Genomic DNA, 14,441 nt, shown 5'->3' with positions numbered 1-14,441 from the left:
ACGCCAGCGCGCGACGGTGGCCAACTGATGCCACACCTTCGGACGCTGGCCCAAATACATCGCGCCAAAAAACCGGCCTCGCCGAAGTTCCGATGGACTGCGTCGAACTGTCACAATATCGTTAACGAATTCTCGAGAGCGCAGGTTTCCACCGCGACCGGCATCACACGTTCGGAAGATCCACTGAAACGCCCGATCCTGTCGGGCATGTCGCAAGGATGCTCTCGATGCCCGCCAGCCCGCAACTCGACCTGCTCGAAACCGAACTTGCCGAATTTTCGGGGCACCTCAACGATACCGCCGATGTGGTCGACGATGTGTCCGACGTCCTCGGCTACACCCGCAAGATCCTTTCGGTGCCGCAGAAGATCCACAAGGCCGCGGACAAGCTGCATGACATCGCCGAGGCGGGCGGCACGATGGCCAAGGTCTTTGCCAAGATCGGAATCCTCAAGCCCATCGCCCTGCCCTTCAAGACAGTGTTGTTCAGCGTATCGGACGCCGTCGAGAAGATCGAGATCAAGGCCAAGGCGCTCGAGATCCAGTTCAAGCCCTACGTCGAGGCCCTGAAAAAGGCCGAGACCAAGCTGGACAAACTGAAATATGGGTTGGAGGTGGAGTCGGTCGCCATCGACCGGCTGTCGGACCGGGTCGGCGATGTCAACGAGACGCTGGACGACGCCCAGACCTTTGCAAAGTCCGACATTCCCAACGCCACCCTGAAAAACACCATCAATGCGGTGTTTCCGGTGGTCGACACGGCCGCGCGGACTGCCAACACGGCGCTGGTGCCGATCAACGACACCATGACCGACATCGAAACCGCCACGGCGGAGCTGAAGGCGCTGCTGGATCTGCCCGACTTTCAGGATCTGATCGAATTCTCTGAAGGGCTGTCCGAGATCGAGGACGCGCTGGAATTCCTGCAGGAGCCGCTGAGCGCCATCATGGACGCGGCCGGGCCGGTGCTGGATGCGCTTGGCTCGATCTTCGGGTTCATCCTGAAACCGCTGGAATTCGTGCTGGAGGCGGTTCTGGAGGCCACCGGCATCCAGGGGCTGATCGACAAGGCCGCCGATGCGGTCGTCAGTCTGTTGCCGGACGTGGGCATTCTGGACGATATCGGCAAGGCGCTGACCGACGCACTGGAAACCAAGTTCAGCGATATCCTCGACACCAAGATCACAAACCCGATCGACAATATCCTCGAAACGCTGACCGTCGGGCCGTTCCTGCCCTCGCTTCTGGGCGGGCCGACCAGCGGCGACGACGTGCTGCTTGGCGACCCCAAGGAAACCATCGGGCGGACCGTCGATGCCGGCGCCGGCGACGATTTCATCATGGGCGGCGCCTATGACGACACGCTGGACGGCGGTGCCGGCACCGACGTGCTGATCGGCGGGCGCGGTGACGACACGCTGATCGGCGGCGACGGGCCGGGCCGCGACGTGGTGGTCTATTCAGGCTATATCGCCGATTACGCCATCGTCAGCGTGCTCGATTCCGCCGGCGATCCGACCGGCGTCTGGAAGATCACCGACTACAGTTCCGACGGCGGGCGCAGCGCCGGACGCGACACGCTGATCGGGGTCGAGGACATCACCTTCGCCGACGGAACGGTGCCGATCGGCGACATCGCCGGATTCCTGCGGACCCGCAGCGGCCCCGGCGATTACGCCTATATCTCATCGACCTATTCGAACGTTTACGAACTGGACGGAACCCGGCTGTTCTCGTCCAACGGGATCGACTGGATGTTCGGCGGCACCGGCTGGGACGTGATGCTGGGCGGCAGGGGCAACGACCAGATCAGCAGCGTTCGCAACGACCTCGAGACCGAGGACACCCAGAAACGGCTGGGCGACGATCTGTTCGGTGAGGAAGACAACGACACCTTTCTGGTCGATACCTATTCGGCGTTCTGGGACAACATCTTTGGCGGCACCGGCGAGGACCGGGTCAGCTATGCCGAGGTCTATTCCGGCGTAAAGGTGTTCCTGGGCGACGCCTATTCGTCCGAGGACCAGTTGTATCAGCTGACCTCGAGCTCTTTCGACGTCGAGTATCTCGGCGGGCGGATCAACCCGCGCGACGCGTCCATGCGGGTCGGTGTCATCCGGGAGGTCGAGCACATCACCGGCAGCGACCATGACGATCATTTCTGGGGCAGCGCCAAGGCCAACACCATCGACGGCGGCGACGGCAACGATCAGATCCGCGGTCTGGGCGGCGACGACGTGCTGTTCGGCGGCGAAGGTGACGACGTTCTGAACGGAGACCGCGGCGACGACGTGCTGCACGGCGGCGGCGGCAGCAACCAGTTCATCGGCAGCCTCGGCGACGATACCTTCTATGGATCGGACACCGGCGGGTTCCAGAAGGCGATCTATGGGCTGGCCCCCACCATCGACCTGCGCTTCGTGCGCATCGGGCTCGACGATTTCGAGACCACCGGCCACACGGGCGAAAACCTCGATCTGCCGGGCTACGTGCTGGTCTACAACAGCAAGACGCCGGGCAAGAACTACGTCACCAAATACCAGGCAGACGGCACCTATATCGGCCAGGACGAGGTCTTTGGCATGGATGTAATCGTCGGCACCGAGGGCGATGACCTGATCTATTCGGCCAATGGTCATTCGCAGAAAATATACGGCGGCGGCGGCGACGATCACCTGATCGGCGGCTCCGGCGATCCGACCCGGACCACCTATTCCAGTGGCTCGACCTTCTATGCGGGCGAGGGCGACGACATCCTGGAAACCAGCAACGCCGCCGAGATCATGATGGGCGAGGCCGGCAACGACACCCTTTCGGTACTGGGCAGCAACGGGCTGGGCGGCGACAACATCTTTGGCGACGACAACCGCTCGGCGCCGCTGGAGGGCATCGATACGGTCGATTTCAGCCGCAGCGATTTTTCCTGGCATGTGGTCCTGAACACCTATTCCGGGCATGGCGACGCCTACGGAAAATTCCCGTTGAGCGCCGTTCAGGTCTATGACCCCGACTATCTGCAACGGGTTCCCGACCCGAACCTGCCGACCCCGGGCGGCAAGGGCCGCATCGGCGAGTTCGAGGTGTTCAAGGGGTCCGAGTACCGCGACGTGTTCTATGTCGGCAGCCCGGACTCGGCGATCACCGTCTACGGCAACGGCGGTGACGACGTCATCTTTGGCGGCCAGGTCAAGGGCGATATCCTCTATGGCGGCGACGGCAACGACATCCTGGGGACGCGGGCGCGTGGCAACGGCGGCGTCTATGACGCCGATGTGGTGACGCAGCTGTTCGGCGAGAACGGCTATGACAAGTTCATCGCCGGCGTGGTGCGCGAGACCTTCTCGGGCGGAAGCGGCATCGACGGGCTGAGCTATGAATACAGCGACGGCGGCGTGACGGCCAACCTCAGGACCGGCGAGGCCAGCGGCGGCGACGGCCGCGGCGATACCTTCTCGGGGATAGAAAACCTGACCGGATCGGCGGCGGGGGACAGCCTGACCGGCGATGACGGCGCCAACGTGCTGATCGGCTGGGACGGCGACGACACGCTGGACGGCGGCGACGGGTCCGACGTCCTTTACGGCAACGATGGCGACGACACGCTGCTGGGCGGGGACGGCAACGACACGCTGCACGGCGGCCTCGGCGCCGATGTGATGAAGGGCGGCGCGGGGATCGACACCGCCTCGTACAAGCTGTTCCAGCTGCACCCGAAGGGCGGCGCCGAGCAGTTGATCGAGCTTGGCACCGGGGTGGACGCCAACCTTGCGACCGGCAAGGCTGGCGAGGACACGCTGGAAGGCATCGAGAACCTCACCGGCAGCCACTGGGACGATACGCTTACCGGCGATGACGGCGGCAACGCGCTGGTCGGCGGCGACGGCGACGACATCCTCAGGGGCGGCGGCGGCGACGACGTGCTGCTCGGCGGCGAGGGCGACGACGATCTGAACGGCGACGGCGGCGACGACTGGTTCGCGGGCGGCGCCGGGCGGAACCGGATCGATGGCGGCGCCGGGCGCGACATCCTCGACTACAGCATCCTGAGTTATGGCATCACCGTCCACATGGCGGGCGTGCGTTCGCGCAAGGGCGAGACCACGGGCAAGACCGAAAGCAGCGTGGGCCTCGACTGGGCGGTCTGGACGGACTCGCTGACCGAGATCGACGATCCGCTGGGCAGGCCCGGCGACAAGATCCAGACCGGCACCACGGAAGCCCGCTATACCTATCAGGTGCTGGACCGTGGCACCGACGATCCGTCCGACGACCTCTATCGAAAGGAAGACCCGATCACCCCGGACCGGCTGTTCCGGCTGGAGCCGGTCTTTGCCCGCAGCCACGACGACGTGGCCGAGGTGCGCTATCTGCCCGACGATCTTCTGCGCGAGCAGGAATTCAGCGTCATCACCCGCTATGAGGCCGCCACCGATGTCTTCGACGGGATCGAGATCATCGCCGGCAGCACCGGCAATGACACGATCTTCGGCAACGGCGAGGCGACGGAATTCTACGGCAATGGCGGCAACGACAGGATTTCCGGCGGCGGCGGCGGCGATACCCTGAACGGCGGGGCCGGCAAGGACAGGCTGCTCGGTCAGGGCGGCGGCGACACCCTGCTGGGCGGCGGCGGCAATGACAGGCTCTCCGGCGGCGGCGGCGATGACATCCTGTCGGGCGGGGCCGGCAAGGACGTGCTGCGCGGTCAGTCCGGCAGCGATACCCTGCTGGGCGGCGGCGGCAAGGACCGGCTGTCGGGCAGCGGCGGCAGCGATGTTCTGAAAGGCGGCGGCGGCAATGACGTGTTGGAGGGCGGCGGCGGCGACGATGTGCTGATCGGCCAGAAGGGCGACGACCGCTTCGTGTTCGCAAAAGGCGGGGGGGCGGACAAGGTCAGGGATTTCAGGGACGACGCCGATACGCTTGAGATCAACGGCCTGGGCACCCTGGACGAGATCCTGGCGCTGGGGACGGAGGTGAAGGGAGATGTCGTCTTCGACTTTGGCGGCGGCGATGTGCTGACCGTTCTCAAGGTGACGCTGGATCAGCTCTCGGGCGATATTCTGGTCTGAGCCGGGATCGTCTCCGGCGAAGGCAGAGGGTCCGCCCCATGCAAAACTGCCCGTTTCGCCGGGTTTCCGTCGCGCCAGGAAAAACGCCCGGGGCTTTGCAGCCCCGGGCGTCTGATCTTCGGTCTGTCGCGGCGATCAGCCGAGGATGGCGTTCAGCGTGGCGCTGGGGCGCATCACCTTGGTCTTTTTCTCGGCGCTGGGGTGATAATAGCCGCCGATATCGGCCGGTTTGCCCTGCGCCGCGGCCAGTTCACCGGTGATCTCGGCCTCTTTCCCGGCCAGTGCTGTTGCGATCGGCGCGAAATGGGCGGCCAGATCGGCATCGTCGGACTGCGCCGCCAGCGCCTCGGCCCAGTAGCGGGCGAACCAGTAATGGCTGTCGCGGTTGTCCGGCTCGCCGACCTTGCGCGAGGGCGAGTGGCCCTCGTCGAGGATGCCCTGGGTCGCAACTTCGGCGGCGGTGGCCAGCACCCCGGCCTTGGCATTGCCCTTGCTGTCGGCCAGGAAGTTCAGCGACTCGCTCAGCGCGCAGAACTCCCCCATCGAATCCCAGCGCAGGTGGTTTTCCTCCAGCAGCTGCTGCACGTGTTTCGGGGCCGAGCCGCCGGCGCCGGTCTCGAACATGCCGCCGCCGTTCATCAGCTTGACGATCGACAGCATCTTGGCCGAGGTGCCCAGTTCCAGGATCGGGAACAGGTCGGTCAGGTAATCGCGCAGCACGTTGCCGGTGACGGCGATGCTGTCGCCGCCCGCGGTGATGGTCTCCAGCGAGGCGACGGTGGCCTCGCGCGGCGCCATGATGGTGAACTTGTCGGCGACGCCGGCCGCCTCCAGCGCGGGTTTCACGTATTTGATCAGCTCGGCGTCATGGGCGCGGTTTTCATCCAGCCAGAAGATCGCCTGGAACCCGGTCAGCCGCTGGCGGTCGATGGCCAGCTGGATCCAGTTCTCGATCGGCGCCTTCTTGGCGGTGCAGGCGCGCCAGATGTCACCCGCTTCCACGTCGAGCGAATGCAGGGTCTCGCCACCCGCCAGCACGATGCGGATGGTGCCGTCTGCCGGCGCCTCGAAGGTGGTCGGGTGGCTGCCGTATTCCTCGGCCTTCTGCGCCATCAGGCCGACGTTCTGCACGGTGCCGGCGGTGGCCGGGTTCAGCGCGCCGTTCGCCTTGAAAAACTCGACCGCTGCGTCATAGACCGGGGCATAGCAGTTGTCGGGGATCAGGCAGTTGCTGTCACCCTCGTTCCCGTCCGGGCCCCAGCCCTTGCCGCCAGCGCGGATCAGCGCCGGCATCGAGGCGTCAATGATCACGTCGGAGGGCACGTGCAGGTTGGTGATGCCCTTGTCCGAGTTCACCATGTACATGGCTGGGCGGTCCGCGGTGCAGACCTTGATCGCGGCCATGATCTCGGCGTTGTCCCCGACCCGCTCCAGCAGGTCGCCGAGGCCGGAGTTCGGATTGACGCCCAGTGCCTTCATCTCGTCGCCGAATGCGTCGAACACCGGCGCCAGCCAGGCCTTGACCGCGTGGCCGAAGATGATCGGGTCCGAGACCTTCATCATGGTGGCCTTCAGGTGCAGCGAGAACAGCGTGCCCTCTGCCTTGGTGGCCTCGATCTGTTCGGCCAGGAAGGCATCGAGCGCTCTGGCGGACATATAGGTGGCATCGACCACCTCGCCCTCGATCAGGGTCCAGCCGTCCTTCAGCACGGTGGTGGTGCCGTCCTTGCCGACGAATTCGATCTTCGCCGGGCCGGCCTGATCGGCGGTCAGGGTCGAGGCCACTTCGTTTGCATAGAAATCATTGCCCGCCATCGAAGAGACGCGGGTCTTGCTGTCCTTGGCCCAGGCGCCCATGCGGTGCGGGTTCTTCTGTGCATAGTTCTTGACCGCCTTGGCGGCGCGGCGGTCGGAGTTGCCCTCGCGCAGGACCGGGTTCACCGCCGAGCCCTTGATGGTGTCAAAGCGGGCGCGGATCGCCTTTTCCTCGTCGGTCGTCGGTTCTTCGGGATAATCGGGGATGTCATAGCCCTGCGCCTGCAGCTCCTTCACCGCGGCGGTGAGCTGCGGCACCGAGGCCGAGATGTTGGGCAGCTTGATGACATTGGCATCCGGCGTCTTCACCAGCTCGCCCAGTTCGGCCAGATCGTCGGACTGGCGCTGCTCCCCGGTCAGGTTCTCGGGGAAGGTGGCAAGGATGCGCGCGGCAAGCGAGATGTCCCGGGTGCCCACGTTGATCCCCGCGGCGCCGGCAAACGACCGGATGATCGGCAGCAGCGAGGCGCTGGCCAGTTCGGGCGCTTCGTCTACGATGGTATACACAATGTCGGGCTTGGAAGTATCTGCCATGAGTATCGTACCTTTTTTGCCTGTCTGGTGGCGTGGGATCTGAAATTTTCGGGCGCGCGGGCGCGCGCCGGGGCGGGACGGCTGCGGGCGGGTCGCGGCGCAGAACGCCGCGGTGGCCCGGCTTTCCCGCCCCCTCTAGACCACCGCGCGCGGGTAATCAATCGAGAGCGCCCGCGCAATTTGCCCCAGTTGGCGCAAACATCGCGGCCCGCCCGCCCGCTGCCCGGTCAGGCGCCGTTTGCCCCGCCCCGGACGGGTGATGAAATCGGCCCTTGGCGGGGGCGCCGGAAGCGGGCAGAAAGGCTGTCCGACCAGGACAGAGGAGCCGCCCTTGGACACCGCCCCGCAAGCTGCGCAGCAGACCGCACCGCAGACCGCCGCCCGCATCGCCCGCATCATCGCCTCCGAGATCGCCGCCCGCCCCGAGCAGGTCGGCGCCGCCGTGAAGCTGCTGGACGAGGGATCGACGGTGCCCTTCGTCGCGCGCTATCGCAAGGAGGCGACCGGCGGGCTGGACGACACCCAGTTGCGCACGCTGTCGGAACGGCTGGGCTATCTGCGCGAGCTGGAGGCGCGGCGCGAGTCGATCCTGGGCTCGATCCGCGATCAGGGCAAGCTGACCGCCGATCTGGCGAAATCCATCGCCGGCGCAGAAACCAAGGCGCAGCTTGAGGACATCTATCTGCCCTACAAGCCCAAGCGGCGCACCAAGGCGATGATCGCGCGCGAAAACGGACTGGAACCGCTGGCCGACGCGATCCGCGCCGACCGCGCGGCGGACCCCGAGCAACTCGCGGCGGGCTATCTGACCGAGGCGGTGCCGACGGTGAAGGACGCGCTGAACGGGGCGCGCGACATCATCGCCGAGGGGCTGGCCGAGAATGCCGCGCTCTTGGGCGATCTGCGCGCCTTCATGCAGGCCGAGGCGCGGCTGACCTCGAAACTGGTCGCCGGGCAGGAGCAGGCGGGGGCGAAATTTTCCGACTATTTCGATCATGTCGAGCTGTGGTCCAAAGTGCCCTCGCACCGGGCGCTGGCGATGCTGCGGGCGCAGAAAGAGGGGGCGGTGACGCTGGATATCGCGCCCGATCCCGAGACCGGCGCGGCGCGCGCCGAGGCGCTGGTGGCGTCCTATCTTGAGACCCGGACCGACCAACCCGGCGATCAGTGGCTGCGCAAGATCGCCGGCTGGACCTGGCGGGTGAAACTCAGCCTGACGATGATGGTCGATCTGATGGGCGATCTGCGCGCCCGGGCGCAGGAAGAGGCGATCGCGGTCTTTGCCCGCAACCTCAAGGATCTGCTGTTCGCGGCGCCTGCCGGGGCGCGGCCGACGCTGGGGCTCGATCCCGGTATCCGCACCGGCGTCAAGGCCGCCGTGGTCGATGCCACCGGCAAGCTGGTGGCGACCGAAACGCTCTATCCGTTCCAACCCAAGAACGATCTGCGCGGCGCACAGGCGGCGATCATGGGGCTGATCGCCCGGCACGGGGTGGACCTGATCGCCATCGGCAACGGCACCGCCAGCCGGGAGACCGAGCGCCTGGTCACCGACACCCTGGCGATGCTGCCCGAGGGCGTGCAGAAACCCACCAAGGTGGTGGTGAGCGAGGCCGGCGCCTCGGTCTATTCCGCCTCGGAACTGGCGGCGCGGGAATTCCCCGATCTGGATGTGTCCCTGCGCGGCGCGGTGTCGATCGCGCGGCGGCTGCAGGATCCGCTGGCCGAACTGGTCAAGATCGAACCGAAAAGCATCGGGGTGGGCCAGTATCAGCACGACGTCGATCAGCACAAACTGGGCAAATCGCTGGAAGCGGTCATCGAGGATGTGGTGAACGCCGTCGGCGTCGATCTGAACACCGCTTCGGCGCCGCTGCTGTCGCATGTCTCCGGCCTTGGGCCGGGGCTGGCCGAGGCTGTGGTGAGTCACCGCGACGTCAACGGCGCCTTCACCTCCCGCAAGGAACTGTTGAAGGTTGCGCGCCTGGGCCCCCGCGCCTTTGAGCAATGCGCGGGATTCCTGCGCATCCGCGACGGCAAGGAACCGCTCGACGCCTCCTCCGTGCACCCCGAGGCCTATGGCGTGGCCCGCAAGATCGTCACCGCCTGCGGCCGCGACATCCGCCAGATCATGGGGCACGAGGGCGCGCTCAAGGGATTGCGGGCCGAGCAGTTCGTGGACGACGCATTCGGCCTGCCCACCGTGCGGGACATTTTCAGCGAGCTGGAAAAGCCGGGCCGCGATCCGCGCCCCAGCTTCAAGACCGCCAGTTTCGCCGATGGGGTCGAGGCGATCACCGATCTGAAACCGGGCATGGTGCTGGAGGGGACGGTGACCAACGTCGCCGCCTTCGGTGCCTTTGTCGATATCGGCGTGCATCAGGACGGGCTGGTCCATGTGAGCCAGCTGGCCGACCGTTTCGTCAAGGATCCGCATGAGGTGGTCAAGGCCGGCCAGGTGGTCAAGGTCACGGTGGTGGAGGTCGATGTGCTGCGCAAGCGCATCGGTCTGACCATGCGCAAGGACGGCGGCGCCAGCGCCAAGGCCGACCGCGCCGCGCGCGGGGCGGACGGCGACCGGCGTCCGAAGGGCGGACAGAAGGGCAAGCCGCGCGGGCCGATGTCATCGGGTCCGAAGGGCGGCGGACAGGGCGGCGCGTTGGGGGCGGCTTTGCAGGATGCGATGCGGAGAAAGTGAGCGTACCGGCGGTGAAGAAACGCCCTGGCGCAGCCTTTGTCCCGATGCAGGAAGGGCCGCGCCGGGCGGAGCGCGTGAACGGCGCGCTCAGTTTCCTCCGGCCGCGGCCTCTTGGCCGCTCTCTGCTGCGCCCTTGCCAGCCCCCAGATCGTCCAGGATCGGGCAATCCGGCCGGTCGTCGCCGGCACAGCAGGAAACCAGATGCGCCAGGGTCGCGCGCATCGACTGAAGCTGCGCGATCTTGGTGTCGATCCGGGCAAGGTGATCCTCGGCGATCTGCTTGACCTGGGCGCTTTCACGGCTGTCGTTGTCATATAGCGCCAGCAGCGCACGACAGTCGCCGATGGTAAAGCCCAGTGCCCGGGCGCGGCCAAGAAAGGCCAACATGTGCAGGTCGCTCTCGCGGAAACTGCGATAGCCGTTGGGGCTGCGGGCGGGGCAGATCAGGCCGATCTCCTCATAGTAGCGGATGGTCTTGGCCGGCAGGCCAGAGCGGCGGGATACGTCACCGATATTCATCGTGGATCTCCTTTTTCATTCCGCCGGAACCGCCCGGGCTGCGACCCCGCCGCGGCCACCCTCCGGATGCTCGTCCATCGCCGGGCGGACCCGGCGCAGCCGCAGCGCGTTGGTCAACACAAAGACCGAGGACAGCGCCATCGCCCCGGCCGCCAGCACCGGCGACAGCAGCAGCCCGAAGGCCGGGTAAAGCACACCCGCCGCCACCGGGATCAGCGCGGTGTTATAGCCGAAGGCCCAGAACAGGTTCTGGCGGATATTGCGCATCGTGGCGCGCGAGATTTCGACCGCGTTGACCACGCCGCGCAGATCGCCCGACATCAGTACCACATCCGCCGATTCGATGGCCACGTCGGTGCCGGTGCCGATGGCGATGCCGACATCGGCATGGGCCAGCGCCGGAGCGTCGTTGATGCCGTCGCCGACGAAGGCCAGCTTGCCCCCCTCGCCCCGCAGCCGGTCCAGCGCCGCGACCTTGCCCTCGGGCAGAACGCCCGCGATCACCCGGTCGATGCCGGTCTCGCGCGCGATGGCCTCGGCGGTGGCCTGCTTGTCGCCGGTGATCATGGCAACCTTTAGCCCCATCCCGTGAAGGGCCGCGATGGCGGCGGCGCTGGCCGGTTTGACCGGGTCGGCGACCGCGATCACCGCGGCGATGCGGCCGTCGACGGCGGCGAAGAGCGCGCTGCGCCCGCGCGCCGCCAGCCGCGCCTCTTCCTCTGCCAGCGGGCCGGTCTCGATCCCCTCGCGCGCCATCAGCCGGTCGGCGCCGACCAGAACCTCGCGCCCGGCGACCTGCGCGCGGACGCCGTAGCCGGTGATCGAGATGAACTGATCGGCCTCCAGCGTCTCCGCCCCCTCGGCGCGGGCGGCGCGCAGGATCGCCTCGGCGATGGGATGCTCGGACCGCGCCTCGACCGCCGCGACCTGCGCCAGCAGTTCGGCGCGCTCGACCCCTTCGGCCAGAACCAGATCGGTCAGCTCGGGCCGCCCCTCGGTCACCGTGCCGGTCTTGTCCAGGGCGACGATACCGACACCCGACAGCTGTTGCAGCGCATCGCCCTTGCGAAACAGCACCCCCATTTCGGCGGCCCGTCCGGTGCCGACCATGATCGAGGTCGGCGTCGCCAGCCCCATGGCGCAGGGACAGGCGATGATCAGCACCGAGACCCCGGCCACCAGCGCCAGCGTCAGCGCCGGGTCGGGACCGAAGATCAGCCAGACCAGCACCGTGAGCAGCGCCGCCGACATGACGGCGGGCACGAACCACAGCGTGATCCGGTCGACCATCCCCTGAATCGGCAGCTTGGCCCCCTGTGCCTGTTCCACCATGCGGATGATCTGGGCCAGCGTGGTGTCGGCCCCGACCCGGGTGGCGCGGAACCGGAAGCTGCCGGTGCCGTTCACCGTGCCGCCGGTGACCGCGTCACCCGGCGCCTTGGCCACCGGAAGCGGCTCGCCGGTGATCATGCTTTCGTCCAGATACGAGGTGCCCTCGGTCACCTCGCCATCCACCGCGATGCGTTCGCCGGGCCGGACCAGCAGGATGTCGCCGGGACGGATCGCCTCGATCCCCAGTTCGACCGCCTCGCCGTCGCGCAGCACCCGCGCCGTGCGCACCTGAAGTCCCAGAAGCGCCCGGATTGCCGCCCCGGTGCGCCCCTTGGCCCGCGCTTCGAGAAACCGGCCGAGCAGGATCAGCACCACGATCACCGCCGCGGCCTCGAAATAGACGGCGCGCACCGCCTCGGGCAACAGCGCGGGCAGGAAGGTGGCGGTGAGGGAATAGAGATAGGCCGCCCCGGTGCCGACCGCGACCAGGCTGTTCATGTCCGGCGCGCCGCGCAGCAGGGCCGGGATGCCCTTGACGTAGAAGAGCCGTCCAGGCCCGACCAGCACGAGCGTGGTCAGGATGAACTGTACGATCCAGCTTGTCTGTTGTCCGATTGTGCCGGCGATCAGGTGATGAAACGCTGGGATCATGTGACCGCCCATTTCCATCACGAAGACCGGCAGCGCGAGGGCGGCGGCGATCAGCGCCTTTTTCGCGGTCTCGCGCGCCTCCGCATCCTTGCGGGCGCCGCGGTCCATGGCCGAATTCGCCTCGGCCAAGGTGGCGGGATAACCGATGTCGCCGGCCGCCGCGATCAGCTCGGCGGGGGTCACCACCCCCTCCAGATAGGTCACTGTGGCGGTCTCGGCGGCGAGATTGACGTTGACCGTCTCAACCCCGGGCAGCGCCGCCAGCGCCTTGTCCACCCGCCCCACGCAGGAGGCGCAGGACATCGAGGCCACGCTCAGCGTGACCGTCGCGCGGCGTGCGGGATAGCCGAGACCGTCAAGCGCGGCGGCAACCTCGGCCACCCGGCCCGGCGCGTCCAGGTCCATCTGCGCGGTTTCGGCGGCAAGGTTGACCATGGGATCCAACACCCCCGGCAGCGCCGCCAGCGCCCGATCGACCCGGCCCACGCAGGAGGCACAGGACATGCCCTCGATAGACAGTGTAATGTGGCGTTTCCCGGTCATCATGGACTCCGATCTCCTTTTATGGGCTTGCTGTCCTGCAGCTCAGATAGGGCCTCCAGTCACTGGAGGGTCAAGGGGCGATCGGAAACTTTCTTTGGCGCGCCGACGGCGATTGACCTTCCCGTGGAGGAGCCGGGCAACGTGCCCCCGCCCCGAATCGAAACAGGAAACGACAGCATGAACTTCACGGTCCCGGACATGAGTTGCGGCCATTGCACCGCGACGATCGAAACCGCAATCAAGGCTCAGGATCCCGCCGCGACGGTGGTTTGCGACATCGCGGCGCGATCCGTCTCGGTGCAGAGCGTTCTGGCCGGCGGGGAGCTTGCCGCCGCCATGTCCCATGCGGGATACCCGGCGACGCCGGACGTCTGAGCGCGCGCGCCCGGCCTTTCCCGGCCGGGCGTTTCCATCCGGCCAACCCCGGTGTCAGAGCAAACCGGGCACCGCCAGCGCCGCGCGCAGGGTCATGCCCGGCGCCAGACCCAGCGCGGCGGCCGGATCGTTGACCGCAGAAATCACCCCGCGCTCCAGCGCCGAGGCAGCGCTGCCGATGGCGCAACTGTCGCAATCGAGCGCCACCGCCGCGATGCCCCGCGCGGCCAGCGCCGGAAGGCGTGACAGGCCAATATCGTTTTTGCCCCGCCCCGCATCGGAAAAGCTGACCAGCCGCGCCGCCGCCTTGCAGGCGCGGGCCGGATCGCCACCGATCAGCCCGCCATGCGAGCCGGTGACGATGACGCGCCCGGCGTCCTGCTGCCCGATCAGCGAGGCGCTGTCGACGCAAAGAACAGGCGGGCGCGCCGGCACGACATCTTCATTCCAGCGGGCCTCGGGCACCGGGGCGAGCATGGCGCGCGGCACCCGCGCGGCGGCCAAATGGGCCAGCGCCATGCGCACCCCCTGCCCCGGCGCCACGCCCAGCGCCACGGCCAGGGCATTGGCATAGCTGATCACGCCGCTCTCCAGCGCATCGCGGGCCGAGCCGATTTCGGCGCTCATGCAGTCCACGGCGCAGGCGGCCATGCCTACATCGGCCAGCGCCGCCACCCCGGCGATGCCGGCATCCCGATACCCGCGCCCGGCATCGTTCAGAACCACCGCCCGCAGTCCGGCGCGCGAGGCCACCGCCGCCGCGTAGAGCCCGCCATGCGACCCCGAAACGGCGATGCGTCCGGGCGCGCCGGTATCGGACGTGCCGCCGGCGGCGGGGCCGGCATCGGTGATCGAGTCGAGCAGGAGCACATCTGACGTCATGCGAAAGCAATATTTCCTTT

General features: G+C 67.3%; 7 protein-coding genes. 3 read left to right on the top strand and 4 right to left on the bottom strand.

Annotation, left to right across the window (positions count from 1 at the left end; translation table 11 throughout):
- Window positions 1-227 precede the first annotated feature (227 nt).
- Window positions 228-5,072 (top strand): calcium-binding protein, encoded by a 4,845-nt coding sequence (locus E1832_RS10715; RefSeq protein WP_165978855.1) that lies wholly within the window; start codon window positions 228-230, stop codon window positions 5,070-5,072.
- A 135-nt stretch (window positions 5,073-5,207) separates the two neighbouring features.
- Here the strand turns inward: E1832_RS10715 and E1832_RS10710 are convergent, their stop codons facing one another.
- A complete protein-coding gene (locus tag E1832_RS10710; protein ID WP_133359745.1) occupies window positions 5,208-7,421 on the bottom strand; it encodes an NADP-dependent isocitrate dehydrogenase in 2,214 nt (737 codons plus the stop codon).
- Window positions 7,422-7,752: 331 nt separating this feature from the next.
- Between E1832_RS10710 and E1832_RS10705 the strand changes: the two genes are divergently transcribed.
- Window positions 7,753-10,119, top strand: a complete 2,367-nt coding sequence (locus tag E1832_RS10705) for a Tex family protein (RefSeq protein ID WP_245513941.1) — start codon at window positions 7,753-7,755, stop codon at window positions 10,117-10,119.
- Window positions 10,120-10,206: 87 nt separating this feature from the next.
- Here E1832_RS10705 and cueR read toward each other — a convergent pair whose 3' ends face one another.
- Together cueR and E1832_RS10695 are read right to left on the bottom strand one after the other, a co-directional pair.
- The gene (gene cueR / locus E1832_RS10700) at window positions 10,207-10,638 is read right to left on the bottom strand and encodes a Cu(I)-responsive transcriptional regulator (protein WP_133359743.1); all 432 of its coding nucleotides are present in this window, start codon (window positions 10,636-10,638) and stop codon (window positions 10,207-10,209) included.
- Between the two features lie 15 nt (window positions 10,639-10,653).
- Window positions 10,654-13,164 carry a heavy metal translocating P-type ATPase gene (locus E1832_RS10695; RefSeq protein ID WP_133359742.1) on the bottom strand — a complete coding sequence of 837 codons (2,511 nt, stop codon included), beginning with the start codon at window positions 13,162-13,164 and terminating at the stop codon, window positions 10,654-10,656.
- Between the two features lie 177 nt (window positions 13,165-13,341).
- On the opposite strand from E1832_RS10695, the gene E1832_RS10690 reads away from it, so the two are divergent.
- Window positions 13,342-13,539, top strand: coding sequence for a heavy-metal-associated domain-containing protein (locus E1832_RS10690; protein WP_133359741.1), 198 nt, complete (start codon window positions 13,342-13,344; stop codon window positions 13,537-13,539).
- Between the two features lie 54 nt (window positions 13,540-13,593).
- Here E1832_RS10690 and E1832_RS10685 read toward each other — a convergent pair whose 3' ends face one another.
- Entirely contained in the window at window positions 13,594-14,421 is an 828-nt protein-coding gene (locus E1832_RS10685; protein WP_133359740.1) for a hypothetical protein, read from the bottom strand.
- Window positions 14,422-14,441 lie beyond the last annotated feature (20 nt).

It is taken from the genome of Antarcticimicrobium luteum (assembly GCF_004358185.1).
Taxonomy (GTDB): domain Bacteria; phylum Pseudomonadota; class Alphaproteobacteria; order Rhodobacterales; family Rhodobacteraceae; genus Antarcticimicrobium; species Antarcticimicrobium luteum.
Note: the sequence above shows the minus strand (reverse complement) of the source record. Positions and strands in the feature narration are given on the sequence as shown.